This window comes from Zymobacter palmae (assembly GCF_003610015.1).
Taxonomy (GTDB): Bacteria; Pseudomonadota; Gammaproteobacteria; order Pseudomonadales; family Halomonadaceae; genus Zymobacter; species Zymobacter palmae.
In genome coordinates, this window is record NZ_AP018933.1 from 2,822,666 (window position 1) to 2,846,553 (window position 23,888).

The window sequence follows — 23,888 nt, forward strand, 5'->3', positions numbered from 1 at the left end:
ACCATAACGCTCGCATCAGCGCTTGGATGTAAAGAAGACATGCGAAAAGGTGCACAACCGCCTGTCATATAAGGGGCTGTGCATATATAAAAAAGCATTGAAGCAGGCCGAATTGGCCCATCGTGAAGAAGACCTATTTGGCGTGGATTTAGCCTTGCTGGGCGATCACTGAGACGGCATCAGTACCTTCCAGCGCATGCTGAGCCGCAGGAGTAAGCGCCAGAATGCGTTGGTTGCGGCTTCCTCGCCACAGTAGCGTCTTATCCAGTTGGTCCTGTTCAAAACGACCATCGACCAATACGTCGATCATGTCGACGATCTTCTTCTGATCATCTGTGAGGTGTTCGAAGGTATACCCTGTCCACATCCAGATGTTTTTGTCCGGACATTCTGCCCGTACGCGACGCACCAGTCGCTCGATGGTCGGCATGTTGAGCGGAAACAGTGGGTCTCCTCCCGACAGTGTCAGCCCTTGGCGCTTCACATCGGTGTCTTGAAGATCAGCAATGATGCGGTCTTCAAGTTCACGCGAATAGGGCGAGCCTGCCCGCGGTGACCATGTCACCGCGTTGTAGCAGCCCTTGCACTTATGCTCGCAGCCGGCCACGAACAGTGTGGCACGCGTACCCGGGCCATTCACCATATCGACAGGGTAGTAACCCACCACGTTCATAACTGGCGTTTCTCCTGCACTTCGACGGAACCGCCCATGTGCTTAACGCGACGCTGTACTTCTTCCTGCTTGCCTTCGTTAAACGGGCGAGCATCGGGGCTGCCGAGGTAGCCACAGACACGACGGATCACGGACACCGTACGTGGGTCATGGTTGCCACAGGACGGGCATTGGAAGCCCTTGTTAGTGCAGTCGAACTCACCCTGATAACCACAACGATAGCATTCATCGACCGGCGTGTTGGTGCCATAGTACGGCACGTGGCGATAGCTGAAGTCCCAGACGTCTTCGATCGCTTTCGGGTTGTGCTGTAAGTTCGGGTACTCGCCGTAGCAGATAAAGCCACCGCTCGCGAGCGGAGGATAAACCTGCTCGAACTTGATTTTGGAGTACGGATCAACGTCTTTCTCAACGTCGAGGTGGAAACTGTTGGTGTAATACTTCTTGTCCGTTACCCCATTGATTACGCCAAACGCTTCACGGTCGAGGCGGCAGAAACGGTCACACAGGTTCTCGCTCGGCGTAGAGTACAGGCTGTAGCCGTAACCGGATTCTGCTGTCCAGCGCTGCGTCGCTTCCTTGAGATGACGTACGATAGCGACCGCTTTTTCCTGCAGATGCACGTCATCGTACAAGTGCACGTCAGAGCCAAACAGCGCGCGAACCGTCTCATGCAGGCCGATATAGCCCAGAGAGATGGAAGCGCGACCATTTTTGAACAAATCGGCAATGCAGTCGTCCGCTTTCATGCGCACACCACAGGCGCCTTCCATATACAGAATCGGCGCTACGCGAGCACGCGTCGTTTTCAAACGGTCGATGCGGGTTTGTAGGGCACGATGCGCCAGCGCAAGGCGGTCATCCAGCAGTTTCCAGAACGCGGTTTCATCACCTTTAGCTTCGATGGCGATACGCGGCAGGTTAAGGCTGACGACGCCTAAGTTATTACGGCCATCGTGCACTTCTTCGCCCTGCTCGTTCGTCCAGCGTGACAGGAAGCTGCGGCATCCCATCGGCGCTTTGAACGACCCGGTCACCTCAACCACTTTGTCGTAGTTGAGGATGTCTGGGTAGATGCGCTTGCTGGTGCACTCTACAGCCAGCTGTTTGATATCGTAGTTGATATCTTCCGCATTCAGGTTGACGTCGTCTTTTAGCGAGAACACCAGTTTCGGGAAGACCGCCGTTTTCTTATGACGCCCCAGACCCGCCAGACGCGTGTTGAGGATCGCTTTTTGAATCATGCGCGCCGCCCAGTCGGTTCCCAGACCGAACCCGAACGTCACGAACGGTGTCTGGCCATTGGCGGTATGCAGTGTGTTGATTTCATATTCGAGCGCCTGGAATGCGTCTTTGCACTCTTTCTGAGTGCGCTCCATGGCGTAGGCGTCCGCATCGGCAATGTTCCAACGCTCTGCGACCGCGTGATGCTTCATGTAGCTGCGACGTACATACGGTGCCAGCACTTCATCAAGACGGTTGAGGGTCGTGCCACCATAGATGTGACTGGCCACCTGCGCGATGATCTGCGCGGTCACAGCCGCAGCTGTCGCAATGGATTTGGGCGTCTCGATCTCAGCGTTGCCCATACGGAAACCGTGGTCCAGCATGCCTTTCAGGTCTACCAGCATGCAGTTGAACATCGGGAAGAACGGCGAATAGTCGAGATCGTGGTAGTGCAGTTCGCCACGTTCATGAGCACGCACGACATCGCGCGGCAGAATGTGACGTTTCGCGTAGTGACGCGCGATGATACCGGCCAGCAAATCACGCTGGGTCGGAATGACCTTGCTGTCCTTATTGGCGTTTTCGTTGAGCAAGCTCTTGTCACGCAGGTTGATCAGCCCTTCGACTTCGTCGATCAGAGTGCTGCGGCGCTCGCGTGCCAAGTCGCGGCTGTGGCGATATTCAATATAGGCCCGTGCCAAACGCGTGTGGCCGCTGTGCATCAGTGCATCTTCGACGCACTGCTGGATATCGTCGATATCCACGGTCTCTCGGGCTTCAAGGGTAGCGATAGCTTCATCTACGATGGATTTCAGGCTCTCGGCGTCATCAAAGTCGATCGCGTGCGCAGCCTTGAGGACAGCCTTCCAGATACGGCCTGCATCAAAGGGCACTTCACGTCCGTCTCGTTTGGTTACTACCGGTGCCATTTTATCCACTCCCTTGTACCCAAAGGCCTTCACAAGTTATACACAGGATGCCCACATGTTGTGTATAAGCACGTGGTCAACCACTAGATATAGTCAATATGAGTGAAGAGTAGTTAAGCAAAGCCTCGCGGACAATTCTTGACAACCGCGCCAAATCGTCGAATAGGGTTTTACAACACACAGCGGCTCGCTATGAAGCCCAGTAGTCATGTGGGCTGGGGGGAGCTATTGCATAGTCATTGACAGACTGTCGCACCCCTATGGTCATTTTTGTCGCACCCCAGCTCCAGCCCGCATAGCACCGTTCGCACATGCACCACCGCTTGCGCTATGTTGCCCCCTCCCTCAGAATGCCCCTCCCCATGATGGCCTGTTGTTCGAATGCGGTTCGCAACTGGCCTGCGCGTGTGGCGCTGTTCATAGAGTGAAAAGCGTTTCATCACCCGCTCAGAACAACTCTATCGTGTCGATAAAGGATAGCCTTGCGAGGTACGCCGTGTTCAATCAACTGCTCTCCCATCCTGACCTGTTAAGTGCCGTAGCAGCGCTTGGCTTCACCGAGCCTACCGACGTCCAGACACAGGCCATTCCTGTGGTGCTGGAAGGTCATGACGTACTGGCAACGGCCCAGACCGGTAGCGGCAAGACGCTGGCGTGGCTGTTGCCCGTGGTACAGAAGCTGCTAACCGGTAGCCCATCTCGTCAGCCCCGCGCACTGATCGTACTGCCGACGCGTGAACTGGCGCAGCAGATTGCCGACGTCGCCAAACAGCTGACCCGCGAACTACCACTGCGCATCGCGCTGGTCACCGGCAGCGAAGATCACTTCTCTCAGCAGAAAATGCTGCGCCGCGGCGGCCACGATATCGTGATTGGCACCCCGGGACGCCTTCAGGAGCGTCTCGAAGATGGCTTTCTGGTGCTGGATCAGGTGTCTCACGTTGTGTTGGATGAAGCCGACCGCCTACTCGACATGGGCTTTGCTAATACAGTTACCCAACTGGCCCATGCCTGCGCACCGGAACACCAAACGCTGCTGTTCTCAGCCACCGAAGGCAACCTCAAGCTGCGCCGCCTAAGTGAAGACGTGCTGAAAGCACCCAAGCGCCTGCGCATCACCCCAGCGCGTCAGGTCAGCGCGCATATCCGTCACCAGCTCATTACGTCCGACGACTTCGAACAGAAGCTCGAACAGGTCGCATGGCTGCTGGAACACAGCGAATTCGATAAAGCCGTCGTGTTCTGCAATACCCGCGAACACGCCGAACTGCTGTATGGGCGACTGGCGCGCCAAAAACTGCCGGTATTCATCCTGCACGGCGAATGCGACCGCCGCATGCGCACGCTGGCGGTAGAACGCCTGCGCACGGGCAAGGTGAAAGCACTGATTGCCACCGACGTTGCCGCACGAGGTCTGGACGTAGAAGGGCTGGAGCTGGTCATCAACCTAGACGTACCGCGCCGCGGTGATGACTACCTGCACCGTGTGGGCCGTACCGGCCGCGCCGATGCCGAGGGACTGGCCATCACGCTGGCGATGCATTTCGAATGGAACCTGATGGCCAGCATCGCCCGTTACCTGAAGCTGGGTCAGATCGAACGCCGTATCATCGAAGCGGTACCCGCACGCTATCAGGGCCCAGAGAAGGTGAAGGCCTCTGGCAAGGCAGCGGGAACACGCAAGAAAAAAGAGAAAAAGGCAGAAGCGAAGGACAAGGCAAAGGCATCGGCCAAAAAAGCCAAGGCCAAGAAAGCGAAAAAAGCCAAATCACGCAAGTAATCCACACCCTGTCATCGGCAAAACGGGTGTGGATAACACACAATGTAGGGGTAGGGGTGCCGCGGACTCGGCACCCCTACCCATCATATCGTGCCGCTGTGACACGCGGCCTGATACAGCACCGTCGGCCTTACAGCAGTGCGTTCAGGTCATCGAACAGCGCCTGAGGAATATCGACCCCTTGCTGCTGGCTCACCGCACGGTTGCGGTAGCGCCGCGCGCCCGGCATGCGCACGCCATCATCTTCCATCACCTTGAACAGCGACGTTTCGGCACGCGCCAGTTCCTGATCAGCGTATTCACCTAGGAAGCGTTTCGGGTCGATGACGATCACTAGCTCACCGCCCATCGGCAGCGTCTTACCTTTCCCACCGTCAAATGCCAGCGATTCACGGCTGGTCATGTCGGCAATCAGCGGCCCCGCTAGCAATTCGATCATCACTGACAACGCTGACCCCTTGTGACCACCGAAGGTCAACTGAGCACCGCGCAGTACCTTGGCGGCATCGGTACAGGCATTCCCTTCTTCATCAACCCCCCAACCTTCCGGAATCGGCTTGCCTGCTCGGCGATGCAGCTCGATCTCGCCACGCGCACTCGCACTGGTTGCAAAGTCAAAGATATAGGGATCACGACCGTCAGGGCGCGGCCAGCCAAAGGCAAAGGGGTTGGTACCCAACAAACGCTGAGAGCCCCCATAAGGCGTTACCCAGGCGTGGCTGGGGGTGCAAGCGATGGCAACCAGTCCTGCTGCCGTGAACGCTTCGATATCACGCCACAGCGCAGCATAGTGGACACAGTTGTTGATCCCCATGGCGGCGATCCCCTGCTCACGCGCTATCTCAATCAGTTGGGGTACCGCTTGCTGATAAGCCAACGAGTAGAAGGCCTGTTGAGCATCCACGCGCAACAGCGCAGGAGCCATGCGATGAAAAGCCGGCTCTGCATCGCCAGAGGCCTTGCCCTGCTTGAGGGTGTGCACGCACCCCAGCACACGGTACAGCCCATGAGAAGCACAGCCATCGCGCTCGCCTGCCACCACCGTATCTGCGATCGCATGCGCGTGGGCAGCGCTAAAGCCATTGTGTTCGAGGATGCGGACGGCAAGCGCGTGAGCATCCGATAAGGAGAGGTGAACCGTTGCTGTTGTCATTGTAAGGCGTCCTGTCGGAGGAAAGGTTGAGCTTCGTGGGTACGACAGCGGTGGGCAAGCACCCGTTTGTTATCGTGTCACGATATCAGATGCCGCCACCGTCGTGTAAATCCCCTCTATAGGCCCTCATAAAGGGTCAGCATCCCATCCTGCCTCTACTCCTAGGCACCTCTTTCTTTTCTTCTTGAACGTCTTTCTTCTTGGACGCTCTGCGTCATTCACCTGTCGCGCGCTCATCGCCCTCACTCAAGTTCCACGTGTCGATCATTCCAAGGGCACTGAACCCTTGTCGCGCATAAAGCGATTGTCCTGCCTCCGACGCCTGCAGCACGCACCAAGCGGCACCACTTTCGTGGATACGCTGCAAGGTCGCTTCAAACATGGCGGTACCGATCCCCTGTCGCCGATAGGCAGGGTGCGTGGCGATGTCATTGATGCTGGCGATGCCATCGCGGATGAACAGCGAGGCGGTTGCCACGGGCTTATCTCGCTCGACGCCGATCAGCAGCTGCCAATGCGCCTGTCCTTGCTCAGGCGGACACATGGCGCTGTAGACCTCGCGGACTTCCGCGGCTTCAACAGGCGCATCGCGTTCAAAGATCGTGCTCATGATGCTGCCGAACAGCTGTATATCTGCCGTAGTGGTCACTTCGTACACCCGGAATCCGGGCCGCTGCGACATCACGGGCAGTCCACTCATCTCACGCGCCATCGCCATGTCCGACTCGGCGTACTGCCATCCTTGCTGAGTCAGCCAATGCCGTGCGTCAGCGGATGCCTGTTCGGGCAGCCACCAGCTAGCAGGCCAACGATAGTGGCGATATAGCGCGGTAATGGAGGCCACATCCTCGAAGGTACTAGGGATGCCCGATACCGTGTTGAAGGTGTCCGATGCCCAGCCGCTCAAACAGCTCAGCACAGCGTCGTGCCGGAAGCAGCGTCCCGACGGCAGCCGTTCGGTGAGGTGACAGAAACGCGCCTCCATGGCTTCCAACAACACTGGCCACAGCGAATGAAGAACAGAGTGCGACATGGATCTGACTCCTTGTCAGTGGTGGTGACGAGCGCGGGGTTTTCTGCGAATACCCCTGACAACGGGCGTCGCTAGGGTTCGCCGAGGAGGCATTCCATACTCGCCTCATCGACTTCAATCCCTTGCGCAACGATGCGCTTTTAGCTTGAAAGGACCCATCATGACACTGGACGAAGCACTAGACCAACTGACTCAATTGCATGATATGCATGGAGATCTTCCCGTACTGCATGAAGGCTATGACGAAGGCCCCGACGAGGGCTGTATTGTGCGTCTGCAACCGGTTCTGCTGCGGGAAGTCGCGGAAGCAGAAGATGAAGACGGCACGCCCTGCGATCGCCTGTTCTTCGAGCTTCCCCATCAAGGCGATGCCATGATGCTGAGCGAGATGCTGGCGGGATTGAACGCGCTGGCAGAAGAGCAGCCGGGTGATCTGCTGCTGGTGCTGGAAGCCGATTACGGCTATCTGGATGAACTGGCCGATATCGACGTCGTGGACAGCCTTGATCAGCTTGGCCCGTTCTTCGAAGAAGATGTCGTTGATATCGATGCATCCCAGTTCCCGTGCGTGCTCATCCGGGCCGCAAGCACACTGTGAGGCGCGTGCTGCCAAAGCACACGCTATCGAAGCAAAGAGTGGCGCATTAACTGGAGCGCAAAGCGCCCCGGTCGATCACCGCGACCTACGTGGGCACACGAAAAACCCTGTCGCGCAGGGGACAACCTCGGCGGCGTTGATGCAATCGCGACCACTGCAAGAAGGTCAGTGGCTGTCAGGCAGCGCGTGCGCACGCGCCAACAGCCGCTGACTATGAGCCCCCAATCCCGTCAGCACCAGCTGCTTGCCTTCTTGGGCATAACGGCGTCTCAGTGCCTCCAGTGCGGCAATGGCTGAATGATCGGCCAGCAGTAGATGCCGACAGTCGAGTGTTGTGCGCTCACTGTCGTGTCGCGGATCAAATGCCGCATCAAAACGCGTGGTAGAGGCGAAGAACAGCGTTCCCCTTCCGTAATAGCAGGTATTGCCGTCCTGTGTATCACGCCGTATCTGCAGCTGTGCGGCATGCTTCCACGCAAAGACCAGCGCAGCGATCACGACACCGCACATCACGGCAATCGCCAGGTCGGTCACGACCGTTACTACGGTAACCACCACGATGATCGCAATATCACTGCGCGGTACCCTCCCCACGGTGCGCAGCGAGTTCCACGCAAAGGTCTGCTGGGCCACGACAAACATCACACCGACCAGTGCCGCCAGCGGGATGTGCGCGATCAGCGGCGACAGGCAGAGGATATACAGCATCACCATGCCTCCGCAGACGATACCCGACAGGCGTCCGCGCCCCCCCGAACCAAGGTTGATCATTGTCTGACCAATCATCGCGCAGCCCCCCATGCCTCCACATAGGCCTGACAGCACATTGGCGGCCCCCAGCGCGACGCACTCTCGGTTAGGCTGACCCGCGGTGCGGGTGATATCGCAGGTCAGGTTGAAGGTCAGCAGGGTTTCGAGCAGCCCGACCATCGCCATCAGCAGCGCATACGGCGTAATGATCTTCAGCGTGTCCAACGTCAACGGTGCCATCGGCCAAGCTGGCGTCGGCCAACCACCGGCCATATTGGCCATGTCACCCAGCGTTCGGGTCGGCAAATGCAGACCCCAAGCGGCCAGCCCCATCACACCAATAGCGATCAACGCAGGCGGAATCGCGGAAAATACACGTGGCACCAGATAGACGATGGCCATTGTCATCGCGGCCAGCACCACCATCACACCCAGTGGCATACCGGTCAGAAAGTGGCCATCTACCTTGAAGTGGCCCAGCTGCGACAGAGCAATCACGATCGCCAGCCCGTTGACGAACCCGAGCATGACAGGGTGAGGAATCATGCGTACCAGCACGCTCAGCCGCAGCAGCCCGAACAGCATCATCACGATACCGCTGAGCAGCACGGTCCACAGGAAATAGGCCGTACCGTGCTGTGCCACCAGCGCAATGATGACCATCACCATTGACCCTGCCGCACCGGAGATCATGCCGGGGCGACCGCCCAGCAGCGCTGTGACGAAGCAGATGATGGCCGCACCGTACAGCCCCATCATGGGGTTGAGCTGGGCCACCAACGCGAAGGCTATCGACTCGGGAACCAGCGCAAAGGAGGCGGTCAGCCCGGCCAGCACATCGCGACGGCAGGCGGCAAGGTTGAAAGCGGGCAAAGTAATCAAGGCCATGGCATGGGGGTTCCACAGAAAACGAGCTCAAGGAGGAATGAAGCCTCCGCATCGGCCCGCAGGAGCGGGCGGTGGGCACAGTGTAATGAACCGGTGAAGGCTTTTCGAATCCGACTGTTTGAATATGTTTCTTGCCCCACCTACAAACACCCCGCGTGTGCGCGTCGCCTGTCCTGACCAACAAAATGCCAGTGCCACCGAAGAGTCGGCGGCCTCTACCGGATAATAGGAATAGAGCGCAGGCTCACCATTGACATTACAATTATTACAAAAAATTACAACTAAAATCAAAACAAGACACTTCAATTCTAAAGTTATTTCAATCCCATTTATTCTTTAATTTTCAATGCATTAAAAATACAACGAGGCATAAGCAATATTAAACTTCACATAAAGTAACTTCTTCAATCCAGAATAAGCGACGAATACTTTAGTCTTTTTATCGGAGTGTCGTTAATAGCATCCACGCGCCGTACGGCTCGCCAGCAGATGGCACTCGACCAGCGCTCTTCATGTGACAGATGCCGCCCAGTCCAACTCGTCTCGGTACCCCTGGCGCGGTCTGTTCCCCCTCATGAAAATGGATATGAACCACCATGTTTTCCCGATCGCGACACCTGAAACAGACCGCCGAAGCGATGCAGCATGCCATGGCCATCATCGAGTTCGATATGAATGGCATCATTCTGGCAGCCAACGACCGCATGCTTGAAACGCTGGGATACGAGCGCGCCGAACTGATCGGGCAGCATCACAGCTCGCTGTGCGAAGACAGCTACGTTAACAGCGCTGAATACAAACAGCTCTGGATTGAACTGCGCCAGGGCCATTTCCGTGAAGGCCGCTTCCGCCGTGTTCGCAAGGGCGGCGGTCCGCTGTGGCTGCGCGCATCTTACATTCCCGTCCTCAACCGTCGCGGGCGTCCCACGTCAATCATTAAAACCGCCATGGACATTACCCGCCGCGTCGCGCGGGAGCAGGATTCTCGCGGGCAACTGGATGCCATCGACCGCTCAATGGCGTCGATCACCTTCGACATGGATGGCAAGGTGCTTGAGGCCAACGACAACTTTTTGGGTGTCATGGGCTACCGCCGCGAGATGCTGATCGGCAAGCACCACAGCTGTTTGTGCGATGATGAGTTCAGGCGCTCTCCCCGCTACACCGACTTCTGGGAGCGGCTGCGGCAGGGCGAGTTTATGTCCGGTCAGTTCCGCCGCATCGCGGGCAACGGACAGGAGCGCTGGCTGGAAGCCACCTACAACCCGATCCGTGATGCTGACGGTCATCTGGTCAAGGTCATCAAGCTGGCAACGGATATCACGCAACGCGTACAGGTCAACCACGCCGAGGCGGAAAGTGCTCAGCTGGCCTATCGCATTTCATCCAATACGCAGCAGACGACCATCGAAGGTACGGGCATCATTGAGCGCACGGTCGACGAGATCCACCGCGCTGAAGAGATCGTGACGCATGCGTCGCAGATGATCGATGAATTGGACCGCCGGTCGTCGGGAATTAACGCGATCATTTCCAGCATCGAAGCCATCGCACGCCAGACCAACCTGCTGGCGATCAATGCGTCGATCGAAGCGGCCCGCGCGGGCGAAAACGGCCGAGGATTCGTGGTGGTGTCACAGGAAGTGCGCCGCCTGTCCGGCAGCACATCGGATGCCACTCAGCAGGTAGTAGATACCATCAAGCAGCTGCGCGAGCTGGCTCAGCAGGCCAATTCACGCATGCGCGAGTGCATGACGTGCGTCAACGAAGGGGCCAGCATGGCCAACTCTGCAGGCGATATCATGAAGCGCATCCACCAAGAGTCGTCTGATGTGGTGACGGCTGTGGAACGCTTCTCCAGTCAGGTCAGCACCGACAAAGTCAGCTGATAGCAATGCTCGGCGCCGCTGTTGTCAGGCGGCGCTCATTCCTCTGATTCTTCGTCAAAAATGGTACGCTTCATACGGTGCCCTTTATGACACACACCGTATACGCCCCTTCTGCTCTGATAACGCACCCACGCCGCAGTCTTCTGCTGGCACATGCGCAAGCGTCGGGTACCGCACACGACAACTCGACCGTGTGAGAATGTCCTTCATCGCAGCCAGAACAACCTGCCTAGCGTCACGTCATGCTCGATATCCCATCAGGAAGAGTCATCCCTCAAGGACCATGCCCGCCTGTCACGACAGGCATTGACGCGGCGACAGCGTAAGGAATTATAGTGAGTAAGTGGGTTCGACACGCTTGAGTCTGCCGCATGCGCGGCGGCTACCGTGATGCCCGCGGTTATCCATACGGACAACCGCTCAACCGACTCATCAGAGGATACTGCAATGTCCGCTCCCCTTACGCATGGCGTTCATCACGTAGGTCTGGCCGTTTCCAATCTGGAAGGCAGCGCGGACTTCTTCACCCGTGTGCTGGGATGGCAGGAGGTCAAGCGACGCGAGGACTACCCCGCCATCTTCGTCAGTGACGGCTGCATTATGGTAACGCTGTGGGCCACCGAGGAAGGCGCATCACCGTTCGACCGCCGCAAAAACGTCGGGCTTCACCACTTGGCATTGCATATGCAGCGCCGCGCCGAACTGACGGTTATTCACCAACGATTGGTCGATAACGGCATCCGGATCGAATTCGCGCCAACCGAACTCAATGGCGGCCCGGCCATGCATATGATGTGTTACGACCCGAGCGGGATCAGGATCGAGTTCTACTGGACAGGCATAGAGTCGTGACCAAGAACGTTGCTTCTTCCAGCCCCTCCCGTGATACGAATGAAGCGACAAAAGGGGTGAGTAAGCCTTTGGCTGACGGTCTTACCCTCACACGCTCTAATCTAAGTAGCGCACCGTAAAACGCATATGGTTCTCCGTGCTGACCACCTCATGCCTAGGCGCGCAAAAAGGGGTGAGAAAGCCCCTTGGCTGACAGTCTCACCCTCACACGCTCTAAGTAGCACACCGTAAAACGCCCTCGGCTCTCTGTGCTGACTACCTCATACCTAGGCGCGTGGGAAACCACAGCCTAGTAGCACCACGCGATCAGTTCGATAGGTCATAGTGGATACGCGGGAGGACGCGGCAGAAAGCGGCACAGCGTCTACGCTGAAGGCATGATGTTATGCTGAAGAGGACGATTCATGCTCAAGCGCAACGGGATACTGGCCATCATGCTGTCGATGATGGTAGGAAGCGCGGTGGCGGCAACGCCCGCAGACTCGGTGATGGTCATCGCGTCGCCGGATGGCACACAGACCACGACGCAGGGAACGACGACATATTTCACGCGCCTTTTTGAAGTGTCGCTGACCAACGTGGGCCATCAGCCCGTCGATCTCGCGCATGGCTGCTTCAAGGCTTATGATCGCCGCGGCACATCGTATTCACTCGATATTGCGGAAGAAGGCCTGTTGAAAGGAATGCTAAAACCGGGGCTGCATAAGAAGGGCGATATGGGCTTTTCATCACTGCAACCTGACGTCTATGACGCGGACGTCATCCGCTTCAGCACGGACTGTCCACGTCAGTAGGTCGGCATTAACTACTTGAGCTGTAGTCGTTTGGCCAGTCGGTGCAGGTTGGGCGCATTGACGCCCAGCTGGCGCGCGGCGGCCGTCCAGTTACCGTGACAGGCCGTCAGTGCATCCGAGATCCAGCGACGTTGGAAGGCTTCGGTCGCATCGCGCAGCGACGCTTGGGGCACATCAATATGCACGGCAGCGATCTGGCCACTGAGCGTAGGCGTATCGTCACTGCGCGTTTCTTCCGTCCACTCCAGCGCCAGATGTTCAGGCTTGAGTACGGCTTCGCCCTGCCGGCATACGGCACCGGCAATCACGGCAGCGCGGTAAATGACGTGCTCCAGCTCGCGTACGTTGCCGGGCCACGGATAGCGTTCGAGACGCTGCAGCGCCGCCGGCGACAGCGACAACTGGCGCAACGACAGCCGTGCACGACAGCGTTCACAGAAGAACCCCGCCAGCAAAGCGATGTCGCCTTCGCGCTCGCGCAGCGAGGCCACATGAACAGGGAACACGCTCAGCCGGTGATACAGATCCGCACGAAAGCGCCCTTGCAGCACCGCTTCCTTCAGATCGACATTGGTCGCGGCAATAATGCGAACATCAACCTTCACACTGCGATCATCGCCGATACGCTGCACATCACCGTACTGCAACACGCGCAGCAGCTTGGCCTGCAATGACAACGACAGCTCGCCGATCTCATCCAGAAACAGCGTGCCGTGATTCGCCATTTCGAACTTGCCCGCACGATTGCTAATCGCACCGGTGAAAGCCCCTTTCACATGCCCAAACAGCTCGCTTTCGGCAACCGATTCGGGTAGGGCGGCACAGTTCAGGTACACCATGTCCTGTGCGGCGCGTGGCGACCCGGCGTGCACCGCCTGAGCGACCAATTCTTTGCCGACGCCTGTCTCACCCAGAATCAGCACACTTAAGTCCGTACCCGCCACTACGGCAATCTCCTGCCGCAGCTGCTGCATGGCCCGTGACTGGCCGATCATGTCGTGGGCGGTGCTCTGACCCGGCGAGCGCGGCATGGGCAGCTGCACCGGCTGCTCTTCGAGCTGGCGCACTAACAGTGCGTTGTCGAGCGCCACGGCCACCAGTGCACTGATCAGCCGCAGTGCTTCATCCGAAAAGTCGCTGAATTGATCGGCACTCAGGCCGTCCAGTGTCAGTGCCCCGATCAGCATCTGATCGCGCAGCAACGGCAACCCGATGCAAGCATGAACATGCATGTGCTCGTGCCCGGGAATCAGCCCATCGTAGGGATCCGGCAAGGCGCTGTCGGCCGGGAAGCGCACGATGTCACCCGCGCGGGCGATCGCCTCCAGTCGCGGATGCTCGTCGATGCGAAAGTGCCGACCGCATACATCCGGCGGCAATCCGGCCATCGCCAGTGGCCGAAAGATACCGTGGTCATAGTGCAGCAGCGCGGTGGCATCACACTTCAGCAGCTGGTGAAGGCGCTGCACCAGACGCTGAAAGCGATCGGGATCGCCGATATCGGTCTGAAGCGCCAGCGCGACATCGGCCAGCGAGCGAAAAGAAAGCGACATAACACCCTCCCATCAGCATGTATCATCAAGATACACACCTTACCATATTGATATCTTTTCACGAATATCAATAAGACACCTATCACTTATAATATATTGAAAATAAACAATAAAAAGAGTTGGCACGTTTCCTGCCGAGGATGAGATGCACATGTCATTCGTTCAGGGAGCAGCAACATGTCGATTCACGTCACAGGCAACGTTCATTGGGTAGGTCAACGCGACTGGGAAATCCGCGACTTCCACGGCACCGAATACCATACGGTCAAGGGCAGCAGTTATAACAGCTATCTGATCCGCGAAGGCAAGAACGTGCTGATCGACACTGTCGATCACCGCTTCAGCGAAACGTTCGTGCGTAATCTGGCACAGGAGATCGACCTGCTCGACATCGATGCTATCGTCATCAACCATGCGGAAGAAGACCATGCTGGCGCGCTGACCGCGCTGATGGCGCGGATTCCAAACGTGCCGATCTACTGCTCGCGCAATGCTATCGACTCCATCAATGGACATCACCATCATCCCGAATGGCACTTCAATGTCGTGAAGACCGGCGACTCGCTGGATATCGGCAACGGCAAGTCTCTCGTCTTTGTCGAAGCCCCGATGCTGCACTGGCCGGACAGCATGATGACCTACCTGACTGGGGACGCGGTGCTGTTCAGCAACGATGCCTTCGGCCAGCACTATTGCGACGAACATCTGTTCAACGATGAAGTGGATCAGGCTGAGCTGTACGAACAGTGCATGCGCTACTTCGCCAACATCCTGACCCCATTCAGCCCGCTAGTCACCGCCAAGATTAATGAAGTGCTGGCGCTCAAACTGCCACTGTCGATGATCGCGACCTCGCATGGGGTGGTCTGGCGCGAACGCCCGGAACAGATCATTGAGCACTACCTGGAATGGGCGGATCACTATCAGGAAGACCGCATCACCATTGCCTACGACACCATGTCACGCAACACCCGCATGATGGCCGATGCCATCGCAGAAGGGATCAGCCAAGTCGACCCACTCGTCGCGGTTAAGAGCTACAACATCTCGCGCAGCGACAAGAACGAAGTGCTGACCCAAATCTTCCGCTCCAAAGGCGTGCTGGTCGGCTCTTCGACCATGAACAACGTGATGATGCCCAAAGTCGCGGGCATGCTTGAAGAGCTGGCCGGACTGCGTTTTCGCAACAAGAAAGCCGCGGCGTTTGGCAGCTACGGCTGGACCGGAGGAGCAGTCGATCGCGTGCAGACGCGTCTGATGGATGCAGGGTTCGATACCGCACTTTCGCTAAAGGAAAAATGGCGTCCCGACACAGACGCACTCGAAGCATGCCGCGAGTATGGCCGCACCATCGCTCGCCTGTGGGCGCTGCATGATCTGTCGGTATCAGAGCCGACCGCCTCAACACGCCAAGCCACCGGCGTCGATCCCGCCATGCTTGATAAGAAACCGCTGGGGCCGCGCATGCAGTGCAGCGTCTGCCAGTGGATCTATGACCCGGTCAAGGGCGAACCTCAGCAAGACGTACCCCCGAACACACCGTGGGAAGACGTGCCGGAGACCTTCCTGTGCCCCGAATGCGGGCTGGGTAAAGACGTCTTCAACGAAATGATCTGACGAGGCGACCATGACACACGATATCGTGATTGTGGGGGCCGGCTTTGCCGCACGCCAGCTGGTCAGAAGCGTGCGACGTCTGGCCCCCGAACGCCCCATCCGCATCGTGACGGCTGACAGCGGCGATGAATACGCAAAGCCCGAACTGAGCCATGTGTTCAGCAAGGATCAGTCGGCAGACGATCTAATCCAGCAATCGGCCGCCGATTTCGCCAGCGCAAACTGCTGCACGCTGCACCCGCACACCTGCGTTAATGCAATCAACGCCGAGCAGCGCTGCATCGACACCGATGCGGGCACCTTCGACTACGGTGAACTGGTACTGGCCACTGGCGGGCAAGCCATCGTGCCCCCCGTACTGGGCCACGAACGCCTGCTGACCTTCAACAGCCGTCAGGAATATGCGCTGAGTGAAGAGCGTCTGCGCGCGGCAAAGCATGTAATGGTGCTGGGAGCGGGTCTGGTCGGCATCGAACTGGCGATGGATCTGGCGCGTGCCGGGAAACGGGTGACGCTGGTCGATCAGGCCACAACCCTGCTGCCTAAGGTGCTGCCACCGCTGTTCGGTGGCCCGCTGCAACATGCGCTGCATACACTAGGCGTGTCGCTGCATCTGAATGCGACCCTGCTCAGCGTACTGCCCGACCGCGACGGTCTGCGCGCCATGCTATCGACAGGCACATCGGTGACGGTGGACGAAGTGATCTGCGCAGTAGGACTGCGCCCGGATACCCGTCTGGCCACCAGTGCCGGAGCGGAAGTGCGGCAGGGCATCGTAGTCGACGACCAGCTGGCAACCAGCGTGCCACACCTTCATGCGCTCGGCGATGCCGCAGAGATCGGCGGTCGCCTGTGGCCGTTCCTGCAACCCATCCAGCTCAGCGCCGCAACGCTGGCCCGCGTGCTAACGGGCGACGACAGTGCACATCTGATGCTACCGCCGATGCTGGTGAGGGTGAAAACCCCTACCTTTCCCATTCAGGCCGCAGGCGATCCATTCCACCCCGATGTGCGCTGGCTGATCTCGGCCGATGCTGACGGCATGACCGCCAAAGGCCGTACGGAAGACGGTACACTGCTTGCCTTTCTGTGCTTCGGCAAGCACACGGCGAACGCCATTGGCCTGCTGAAGCAGTTGCCACGCCTACGCTGAACCACCCATACGCCTTGCTTCGCCGATGCACTCGGTGAAGCAAGGTATGAGGAGCCTTTATGACATCATCACTGAAATGCAGCCAGACACTGCCGGAATGGACCGCCGCCACTCTGCCTGCGGCCCTGCGCGAACGCCACTGTGCACCCGAGGGACAGTCGGCCCAGCTGCGTGTGCTGGCGGGTACACTCACGATGGAATGGCTCGACGATACCGATCAGGTGACGGCCACGTATAAGGCCTCGGCACAGCAACCACTGCCGCTCATGCCACCACATCAGGCTCACCGCATTGTCAGCGTATCCGACGATCTGCGCTGCCAGCTCTCACTGTTCTGCGCACTGGAAGACTACGGCCACCTGAAGTACGGCATGACCCGCACCCACTCCGAGGTCATCAAGGCCTTCCAGCACACCGAGACTCAGGCACCTCTGCGCGTGCTTGATCTGGGCTGCGGCGGCGGGCGCAACACGCTGTACATGGCACTCAAAGGGCATCGCGTCACAGCGCTGGATCACAACATCAACAGCCTTGAATCGCTGGCCACCGTCGTGCACAACGAAGCGCTGGAAAAACGCGTCGATATCCACCAAGTCGACCTCAACCAGTACGCCGTCAGTGGCGAGTACGACATCATGATCTCCACCGTGGTGATGATGTTCCTGCAGCCCGGCACACCAGAGCGCCTGATCCATGAGATGCAGGCACACACGGCTCCGGGCGGCTACAACCTGATCGTAGCGGCGATGTCGACCGACGACTATCCATGCACCATGCCGTTTCCGTTCACCTTCGGCATAGGCCAGCTGAGCCGCCTCTACACTGACGCAGGCTGGACACTGGAGCGCTACAACGAAGACGTTGGCGAACTGCACCGCACCGATGCGCAGGGCAACCGCATCAAGCTGCGCTTCGCGACGCTGCTAGCTCGCTGCCCAATCTAAACCGCCTGACCTACTTCCCTCCTAGCGGCATGAACAAGGAATAAGGAGATTACCCCTCGTTCATGCCGCTGACGGCTCTCCCAGCACGTTTCCTGCATACATGAATGTTTCATTTAGATACGGTAATGATAGAGACCGGATCACCCAACCCCCTTCATGTTTAAGGAGAATATGCTCATGTCGACACCCATGACCTCGCCACAGCGACGGCGAGCCTTTACCACACTGTTCATGGTCGAAATGTGGGAGCGATTCGGCTATTACGGCATGCAAGCGCTGATTCTGTACTACATGATCCAGCGCCTAGGCTTTCCCGATACCCGCGCTAATCTGGTCACCAGCGCAGCGGCCGCACTGGTCTATGCTACTCCCGCTATCGGCGGCCTGATCGGTGACCGCTGGCTGGGCACGCAGCGCTGCATCCGTATCGGTGCCGTCATCCTGACCGCGGGCTATGTGCTGCTGGCCCTGCCGGTACAGAGCGAATCGTTTCTGATGATCGGCCTAAGTGTAGTGATCGTCGGCAACGGGTTCTTCAAGGCCAATGCAGGCAACCTGCTCAGTCGCATCTATCAGCACGACACCGCCGCCCTCGACAGTGCCTCGACGCTGTACTACATGGCCGTCAACGTCGGCTCAACGCTGTCGATGCTGCTAACACCGTGGGTCAACGATGCGGTAAATGCGCGCTATGGCAGCGGCCTCGGGTGGCACGCGGCATTCGCCTGCTGCGCACTGGGCCTACTCGTCGGGCTGGCAAACCTGATGGCGACACGCCATACACTGCACCACGTCCGCTCGGCGCTCGACCAGCATCGCGTTCCCATTATCCGCTGGGGCATGCTGCTGGCCATGAGCGTGGCGCTGGTTGCTTTCAGCACGCTCATTCTGTCCTACACACAGCTGGCCGCGTTGGTCGTCTATGCCTTGGCCCTGATCGTGCTGGTCACGTTCGCCGTGCTGATCCTGCGCGAGCCGAAGGCATCACGCGCGGGCCTGCTTATCGCAGCGATTCTCACCCTGCAAACCATGCTGTTCTTCATCTTTTATCAGCAGATGTTCACCTCGCTCAATCTGTTTGCGCTGCACAATGTCGATCTGAACGCGTCGCTGTTCGGCCTGTCACTGTGGCGCTGGTCGCCTGCGCAGTTTCAAGCACTAGACCCGATCTGGATCATGCTGCTCAGTCCACTGCTGGCGTGGGGGTATACGGCCCTCGAACGCCGCCATCTGGGGCTGCCAACGCCGGTGAAGTTCCTACTGGGCTTTCTGGCAATCACGGCAGGTTTCGCGGTCTTCGGCTCGGCGCGCACCTTTGCCCATGACGGTCTAGCCTCATCGTGGGTCATGATTGCGGGCTATGGGTTCTTCTCGCTCAGCGAACTGCTGATCAGCGGGTTAGGCATCGCGATGATGTCGCGCTACATTCCCGCCCACCAGCGCGGCTTCATGATCGGCATCTACTTCGTAGCCACGGGGCTGGCACAGTATGCTGGCGGAGTGATCGCCAATTTGGCTAGCGTACCGGCCGATATCGACAATGCGCCGCTCAGCCTGCCGATCTACTCAGGCTTCTTTATGAGGATGTGCCTGACCGGCGTAGGTTTCTGTGTACTGGTTGCGGTGACACTGCCTTGGCTGCTAGCGCTGCAGCGCCGCCATGCCCTCGCGCACTCGCCATCCTGACACCACGCGCTGCACCGTCGCTCATGCCATTGTGATCGGCGGCGCAGTCAGGTATGAATGAAAAACGACGCCTTTCACTTGAGCCACGCCGGAGAGACCGCCTATGTCACGTACCCTTGTCTGCTATGGTGATTCCAATACCTTCGGCATGATGCCGTGCGCGTGCCCTGCCCAGAACCATCGCTGGCCGGTAGGACAACGGTGGCCCGATCTTCTCCAGCAGCATCTGGGCGACGCGTGGCATGTCATTGCTGAGGGATTGCCCGGGCGCACGACGGTGTACGATGATCCGCGCGGCGAGTGGCTCAACGGTCGGCGGACGCTGCGCCCGGTGCTGGCGTCACACACCCCCGTAGCGCTACTGATTTTGATGCTGGGCACCAACGACCTGAAGGTCATCTTCGACGTTGATGCCGCCACTATTGCGGCCAATGTCGGCACGCTGATTGACGATGTGCGCCGCTTTGCGGTGGGTCCCGCATTGCAGACACCCCAAATACTGGTGCTGTCCCCTATTCCCATTAATGAAGTGGCAATCCCAGACAATGCATCTGCGGGTGGCGATGCAAAATCGCGTGCTTTGGCAGGGCATCTTGAAGCGATCTGCGCTCAGCAGCAGGTCGCCTTTCTTGATCTGGCGCCCTTGGGTCACGTTCAGGACGATGGTGAACATCTGGATCTGGCAACACATGCGCGCATTGCCCGTGCGGTGGCGGATAAGGTGCAGTCCATCACGTGTACTGAAGATGCTCGTGCAGCGCAGCCCTTAGCGTAGCGGCTGTTGTCACTGCGCCATCGCTACTGTCAGATCATTTCCGCATACGATAAAGGGCACCCCATGGGGTGCCCTTTGCTGTACGGTCGATCACACAAGGTAAGTATCAGGCGATACATGCCCCGCCGTTGGCACCCCACACCTGCCCTGTGCAATAGCTGACCTCATCAGTGGCCAATGTCACGTACAGCGGTGCGATCTCAACCGGCTGTCCGGGGCGCTTGAGCGGCAATTCGGCCCCGAACGTCTGGACGGCTTCAGGTGGCTGACCACCGCTGGACTGGAGTGGCGTCCAGAACGGCCCGGGTGCGACGGCATTGACGCGGATGCCCTCGTCTGCCCACTGCTGGGCCAAACTGCGCGTAAAGGCGATGATGCTGGCCTTGGTCTGCGCATAGTCGAGCAGGTTGGGCGACGGCATAAACCCCTGCACCGAGGTGGAGTTGATGACCACTGCCCCAGGCTTAAGGTGGCGATGCGCTGCTTTAGTGATCCAGAACAGCGCGTAGACGTTGGTCTTGAAGGTCTCATCGAACTGCTGTGTGGTCAGCTCGTCAATGCCATCGACCGCCTGCTGTTTACCCGCGTTGTTGACCAGAATATCCAGCCCACCCAATGCATTGACGGCCTGTTCGACCAGCTGGCCACAGAACGCTTCATCCTTGATATCGCCCGGCAGTGCTACGGCCTTGCGGCCCGCCTTCTCGATCAGCGCGATCACTTCATCGGCATCGCTCTGTTCGGCAGGAAGATAACTGATAGCAACGTCTGCCCCTTCACGCGCATAGGCAATCGCTACCGCGCACCCGATACCAGAGTCGCCGCCGGTAATCAGGGCTTTACGACCTGCCAGACGCCCGTGGCCTTTGTAGCTCTGCTCGCCGTGATCGGCACGAGGCGTCATATTGCTGTCGAGGCCCGGTGGCTGCTGCACTTGGTGCTCAAACGGTGGGTGGGGAAAGCGCTGCTGAGGATGCTGAGAACTCATGGAATGACCTCCTTGTTCGTGATGACCGAGCGCCTACCCGTCCTCTGCGTCAGAAGACCGCGACAGTGGCTATTCAACCTACGCTCGGTAACGCATTCCTCATGAATGCTTGTTACAAGTCCTAGTGCCTGTGTACGGGAATGGCAACCTGCGCCTCCCAGATTGCACATTCCATCGCCGCGCTACCGCGCCACACCTATCGCCCTGATCTCGTCATCGTTCGGCCCAAGCCCAAGTGGCGTCACACCCTCATCAACAGGACATGTCTTATTTTCATTGAACGCTTCCTATAGTGCCTTATTACATCACCCATGAATGGATGGACGGCAATACGAATGCAATTATCGACGCTCACCGCCGCAAATAGCGTTTTTATAAAAGATAACGCTATTGATATTGACAGCGAGTGATGAATCGCTCGGGTTTATTACCCGTTTTATCTTTCCGGTACGATAATTCATCCAATAAAATAAGAACAATGACAACAATAACGATAAAAACGTCTCGCACTCTTCTGGCCGCTGCACTCGCGACCCTGCTTCCTCTCAGCATGAATACGCCCGTGGCACATGCAGAAGAGGCGACTGTCACCATGCCGACGTTTGGATCACTGACGCTGGATCAGGTCAGCCGCTTCAATCGCTATGGCCGCAATATAGCCCTGATGATGCGTGCGCAGTACCGTACCACCACTACAGCCTGCGCCGATGGTCAGCCTGCCTATGCGTGCAGCGGCATCATGCTGCGAGCACTCAATGGTTTCTCGACCAGCTGGCACGCGTGGGAGCCCAGCCCGCTGGCCGACCGCGACGGTACGATGTCGTTCTCTTGGCTGCGCCGCGACACGAAATTCAAAGGTTTCGCCTTCGGACATGAAAGCGGTTACGTGCTGTTCCCGGCACGCAACCATCCTTCCTACCTGATCGACTACACCGCGCACTGCTACTTCCCGACCGACGGCGCGACCTATGAACGCGACGATCACGGCTGTGGTGCAACCACACTGCTGTTCCCCAATGACAGCCGCGGCTGCGAGCAATACGGCATCACCACCGTGGATGCTTGGCGCCAGCACTACTTCGCTGTTGAAGACCGCCAGCATCACCAGTGCGCCTTCATGCTGAACGGCGATCGCGACACAGCACGCCGCACGTTCCAGCTTGCCTTACAGGCCGGCGCTTCACTCGGCGATATCGCATTCAACGATGTCACCGAATTCAAGCTGGACGTTTGGCCCCACGGCACCAGCGCCAGACTGCCAGTTGAGGCGTTTTTCTATCAGGGCGGAAAGGAAGGCGGACTGGAACACGCGCGTAATTATCAGCGCGACTTCTATGAGCAGGCCCATCGCTTCGTGCCGGTCATCCGACTCGACATGCCGACCAGCGCCACCGATGACGTAGGGTTCGCCTACCGAGCAGAAGATCAGGGATTCTGATCCCCATCAGCGGCTTGTCTTGCCTAACGTGGTCACATTAAAAGCAAACAAGCCGCTTATTATCATCGCCATGCATTTATTTCTGATCGGGCATATTTATTGTCGGTGTTGTCCTTTGCTTATACGACAACTACCGACAATGGCCTTCGGATATTCAGGCAAGGGATAATAATAATGATCTTGATGAAGATCACCCCACAATAATAATATAAATAATGGTAACTACCATGCGCTATTACAAAAATAATATTCTTGGCGCGCTTGGGGCAGTATTCGCACTGATGACGGCACAACATGCCCTCGCGGATACCACCTCGACCACTGCCGAGAAACCCCGCACGGCCAACGAGCTCACCCAACGCTACTACAACACGACCTCCACATGTGACAGTGATGCGCCGGCCTATATGTGCTCCGGTGTCATGCTGCGCGTGCTCGGTGGCTATTCCGACAAGTACCACGCCTGGGACCCGAGCCCGTTCTCGGTCACCTCCGGCGCAACCTCCTTCTCGTATCTGCGCCAGGACTCCAAGTTCGGCAAGCTGGCCTTCGGCTACAACAGCGGTCTGATCCTGTACCCGCAACAGCAGGCACCACAGGGCACTATCAAGGTCACCGCCAAGTGCTACTTCCCGATCGATTCCGATACGGCGCTGCGCAGCGATAGCGGCTGTGCCGAGCACAGCGCGTACCCGGATTCCAGCGCTTCCTGCGACCAGTACGGCATCACCACAGCCGACGCGTGGTACTCCCACTACACCAGCGTCACCGACTCGCGCCGTCGTCACGAATGCGGCTTCTATCTGGATGAACGCGTCGCCAACGCACAGGCACGCGACAACTTCTATCTGGCTCTGCAATCGCAGCAGAAGCTGGGCAGTGAAGGCTTCAGCACCCAGAACGAATTCCGTCTGACCACATGGGCCGCCAACATTCCGGGCCAGCTGCCGATCCAAGCGTTCTTCTACCTCGCCAACAGCGAAGGCCTGAATAACGCCCAGATGTATCAGAAGGACTACTTCAACTCGACCGGCAAATTCGTGCCCGTCGTCCAGCTGACACTGCCGGCCTCCATGGATCAGAACGCTAAGTTCCGCTTCATTCCGGCAGACCAAGCGGTCGACTCTGACGCCGCCACCTCCTGAGTCGCTTTCCCTCTTCTATTCAG

The 23,888-nt window shown here is 58.2% G+C and carries 19 protein-coding genes; 12 read left to right on the top strand and 7 right to left on the bottom strand.

Annotated elements, in window-relative coordinates:
* Nucleotides 1–148: 148 nt before the first annotated feature.
* Both nrdG and nrdD read right to left on the bottom strand, forming a co-directional pair.
* Nucleotides 149–673 carry an anaerobic ribonucleoside-triphosphate reductase-activating protein gene (gene nrdG / locus ZBT109_RS12465; protein ID WP_051523759.1) on the bottom strand — a complete coding sequence of 175 codons (525 nt, stop codon included), beginning with the start codon at nt 671–673 and terminating at the stop codon, nt 149–151.
* Nucleotides 670–2,829, bottom strand: coding sequence for an anaerobic ribonucleoside-triphosphate reductase (gene nrdD / locus ZBT109_RS12470; RefSeq protein WP_027704991.1), 2,160 nt, complete (start codon nt 2,827–2,829; stop codon nt 670–672). Before nrdD ends, nrdG begins: the two co-directional genes overlap by 4 nt.
* A 496-nt stretch (nt 2,830–3,325) precedes the next feature.
* Between nrdD and ZBT109_RS12475 the strand changes: the two genes are divergently transcribed.
* A complete protein-coding gene (locus ZBT109_RS12475; RefSeq protein WP_169734000.1) occupies nt 3,326–4,609 on the top strand; it encodes a DEAD/DEAH box helicase in 1,284 nt (427 codons plus the stop codon).
* Nucleotides 4,610–4,739: 130 nt separating this feature from the next.
* On the opposite strand, the gene ZBT109_RS12480 is transcribed toward ZBT109_RS12475, so the two are convergent.
* Entirely contained in the window at nt 4,740–5,762 is a 1,023-nt protein-coding gene (locus tag ZBT109_RS12480; protein ID WP_027704992.1) for an Ldh family oxidoreductase, read from the bottom strand.
* A 214-nt stretch (nt 5,763–5,976) separates the two neighbouring features.
* The gene (locus tag ZBT109_RS12485; RefSeq protein WP_027704993.1) at nt 5,977–6,795 is read right to left on the bottom strand and encodes a GNAT family N-acetyltransferase; all 819 of its coding nucleotides are present in this window, start codon (nt 6,793–6,795) and stop codon (nt 5,977–5,979) included.
* Between the two features lie 160 nt (nt 6,796–6,955).
* On the opposite strand from ZBT109_RS12485, the gene ZBT109_RS12490 reads away from it, so the two are divergent.
* The gene (locus tag ZBT109_RS12490) at nt 6,956–7,393 is read left to right on the top strand and encodes a hypothetical protein (RefSeq protein ID WP_027704994.1); all 438 of its coding nucleotides are present in this window, start codon (nt 6,956–6,958) and stop codon (nt 7,391–7,393) included.
* A gap of 165 nt (nt 7,394–7,558) precedes the next feature.
* Here ZBT109_RS12490 and ZBT109_RS12495 read toward each other — a convergent pair whose 3' ends face one another.
* Nucleotides 7,559–9,031 carry a SulP family inorganic anion transporter gene (locus ZBT109_RS12495; RefSeq protein ID WP_051523760.1) on the bottom strand — a complete coding sequence of 491 codons (1,473 nt, stop codon included), beginning with the start codon at nt 9,029–9,031 and terminating at the stop codon, nt 7,559–7,561.
* 596 nt (nt 9,032–9,627) lie between these two features.
* Between ZBT109_RS12495 and ZBT109_RS12500 the strand changes: the two genes are divergently transcribed.
* The 3 genes from ZBT109_RS12500 to ZBT109_RS12510 all read left to right on the top strand — a co-directional run bounded on the left by ZBT109_RS12500 (nt 9,628) and on the right by ZBT109_RS12510 (nt 12,566).
* Nucleotides 9,628–10,920 (top strand): PAS domain-containing methyl-accepting chemotaxis protein, encoded by a 1,293-nt coding sequence (locus ZBT109_RS12500; protein WP_027704996.1) that lies wholly within the window; start codon nt 9,628–9,630, stop codon nt 10,918–10,920.
* A 447-nt stretch (nt 10,921–11,367) separates the two neighbouring features.
* Nucleotides 11,368–11,772, top strand: coding sequence for a VOC family protein (locus tag ZBT109_RS12505; protein WP_027704997.1), 405 nt, complete (start codon nt 11,368–11,370; stop codon nt 11,770–11,772).
* Nucleotides 11,773–12,176: 404 nt separating this feature from the next.
* Entirely contained in the window at nt 12,177–12,566 is a 390-nt protein-coding gene (locus ZBT109_RS12510; RefSeq protein WP_027704998.1) for a DUF4354 family protein, read from the top strand.
* 11 nt (nt 12,567–12,577) lie between these two features.
* On the opposite strand, the gene norR is transcribed toward ZBT109_RS12510, so the two are convergent.
* Nucleotides 12,578–14,119: a nitric oxide reductase transcriptional regulator NorR gene (norR, locus tag ZBT109_RS12515; protein WP_027704999.1), complete on the bottom strand. Its 1,542-nt coding sequence runs from the start codon at nt 14,117–14,119 to the stop codon at nt 12,578–12,580.
* Between the two features lie 177 nt (nt 14,120–14,296).
* Here norR and norV point away from each other — a divergent pair, with 177 nt between their 5' ends.
* The 5 genes from norV (at nt 14,297) to ZBT109_RS12540 (ending at nt 20,294) form a co-directional block, all read left to right on the top strand.
* On the top strand, nt 14,297–15,736 hold the full coding sequence (gene norV, locus ZBT109_RS12520) for an anaerobic nitric oxide reductase flavorubredoxin (RefSeq protein WP_027705000.1): 1,440 nt from the start codon (nt 14,297–14,299) through the stop codon (nt 15,734–15,736).
* A 10-nt stretch (nt 15,737–15,746) separates the two neighbouring features.
* On the top strand, nt 15,747–16,889 hold the full coding sequence (gene norW / locus ZBT109_RS12525; protein ID WP_027705001.1) for an NADH:flavorubredoxin reductase NorW: 1,143 nt from the start codon (nt 15,747–15,749) through the stop codon (nt 16,887–16,889).
* Between the two features lie 59 nt (nt 16,890–16,948).
* Entirely contained in the window at nt 16,949–17,833 is an 885-nt protein-coding gene (tehB, locus tag ZBT109_RS12530) for an SAM-dependent methyltransferase TehB (protein WP_027705002.1), read from the top strand.
* A 177-nt stretch (nt 17,834–18,010) separates the two neighbouring features.
* Nucleotides 18,011–19,519, top strand: coding sequence for a peptide MFS transporter (locus ZBT109_RS12535; RefSeq protein WP_038278056.1), 1,509 nt, complete (start codon nt 18,011–18,013; stop codon nt 19,517–19,519).
* 103 nt (nt 19,520–19,622) lie between these two features.
* Nucleotides 19,623–20,294 (top strand): GDSL-type esterase/lipase family protein, encoded by a 672-nt coding sequence (locus ZBT109_RS12540; RefSeq protein WP_051523762.1) that lies wholly within the window; start codon nt 19,623–19,625, stop codon nt 20,292–20,294.
* A 106-nt stretch (nt 20,295–20,400) separates the two neighbouring features.
* Here the strand turns inward: ZBT109_RS12540 and ZBT109_RS12545 are convergent, their stop codons facing one another.
* On the bottom strand, nt 20,401–21,282 hold the full coding sequence (locus ZBT109_RS12545; RefSeq protein WP_027705003.1) for an SDR family oxidoreductase: 882 nt from the start codon (nt 21,280–21,282) through the stop codon (nt 20,401–20,403).
* Between the two features lie 478 nt (nt 21,283–21,760).
* Between ZBT109_RS12545 and ZBT109_RS12550 the strand changes: the two genes are divergently transcribed.
* On the top strand, nt 21,761–22,720 hold the full coding sequence (locus tag ZBT109_RS12550) for a hypothetical protein (RefSeq protein ID WP_145984532.1): 960 nt from the start codon (nt 21,761–21,763) through the stop codon (nt 22,718–22,720).
* A 227-nt stretch (nt 22,721–22,947) separates the two neighbouring features.
* Nucleotides 22,948–23,865, top strand: coding sequence for a hypothetical protein (locus ZBT109_RS12555; RefSeq protein ID WP_051523763.1), 918 nt, complete (start codon nt 22,948–22,950; stop codon nt 23,863–23,865).
* Nucleotides 23,866–23,888: the final 23 nt, after the last annotated feature.

Coding starts and splice junctions, on each gene's coding strand:
- nrdG (WP_051523759.1), bottom strand. CDS start 673: ATGAACGTGGTGGGTTACTACCCTGTCGATATGGTGAATGGCCCGGGT.
- nrdD (WP_027704991.1), bottom strand. CDS start 2,829: ATGGCACCGGTAGTAACCAAACGAGACGGACGTGAAGTGCCCTTTGAT.
- ZBT109_RS12480 (WP_027704992.1), bottom strand. CDS start 5,762: ATGACAACAGCAACGGTTCACCTCTCCTTATCGGATGCTCACGCGCTT.
- ZBT109_RS12485 (WP_027704993.1), bottom strand. CDS start 6,795: ATGTCGCACTCTGTTCTTCATTCGCTGTGGCCAGTGTTGTTGGAAGCC.
- ZBT109_RS12490 (WP_027704994.1), top strand. CDS start 6,956: ATGACACTGGACGAAGCACTAGACCAACTGACTCAATTGCATGATATG.
- ZBT109_RS12495 (WP_051523760.1), bottom strand. CDS start 9,031: ATGGCCTTGATTACTTTGCCCGCTTTCAACCTTGCCGCCTGCCGTCGC.
- ZBT109_RS12500 (WP_027704996.1), top strand. CDS start 9,628: ATGTTTTCCCGATCGCGACACCTGAAACAGACCGCCGAAGCGATGCAG.
- ZBT109_RS12505 (WP_027704997.1), top strand. CDS start 11,368: ATGTCCGCTCCCCTTACGCATGGCGTTCATCACGTAGGTCTGGCCGTT.
- ZBT109_RS12510 (WP_027704998.1), top strand. CDS start 12,177: ATGCTCAAGCGCAACGGGATACTGGCCATCATGCTGTCGATGATGGTA.
- norR (WP_027704999.1), bottom strand. CDS start 14,119: ATGTCGCTTTCTTTTCGCTCGCTGGCCGATGTCGCGCTGGCGCTTCAG.
- norV (WP_027705000.1), top strand. CDS start 14,297: ATGTCGATTCACGTCACAGGCAACGTTCATTGGGTAGGTCAACGCGAC.
- norW (WP_027705001.1), top strand. CDS start 15,747: ATGACACACGATATCGTGATTGTGGGGGCCGGCTTTGCCGCACGCCAG.
- tehB (WP_027705002.1), top strand. CDS start 16,949: ATGACATCATCACTGAAATGCAGCCAGACACTGCCGGAATGGACCGCC.
- ZBT109_RS12535 (WP_038278056.1), top strand. CDS start 18,011: ATGTCGACACCCATGACCTCGCCACAGCGACGGCGAGCCTTTACCACA.
- ZBT109_RS12540 (WP_051523762.1), top strand. CDS start 19,623: ATGTCACGTACCCTTGTCTGCTATGGTGATTCCAATACCTTCGGCATG.
- ZBT109_RS12545 (WP_027705003.1), bottom strand. CDS start 21,282: ATGAGTTCTCAGCATCCTCAGCAGCGCTTTCCCCACCCACCGTTTGAG.
- ZBT109_RS12550 (WP_145984532.1), top strand. CDS start 21,761: ATGACAACAATAACGATAAAAACGTCTCGCACTCTTCTGGCCGCTGCA.
- ZBT109_RS12555 (WP_051523763.1), top strand. CDS start 22,948: ATGCGCTATTACAAAAATAATATTCTTGGCGCGCTTGGGGCAGTATTC.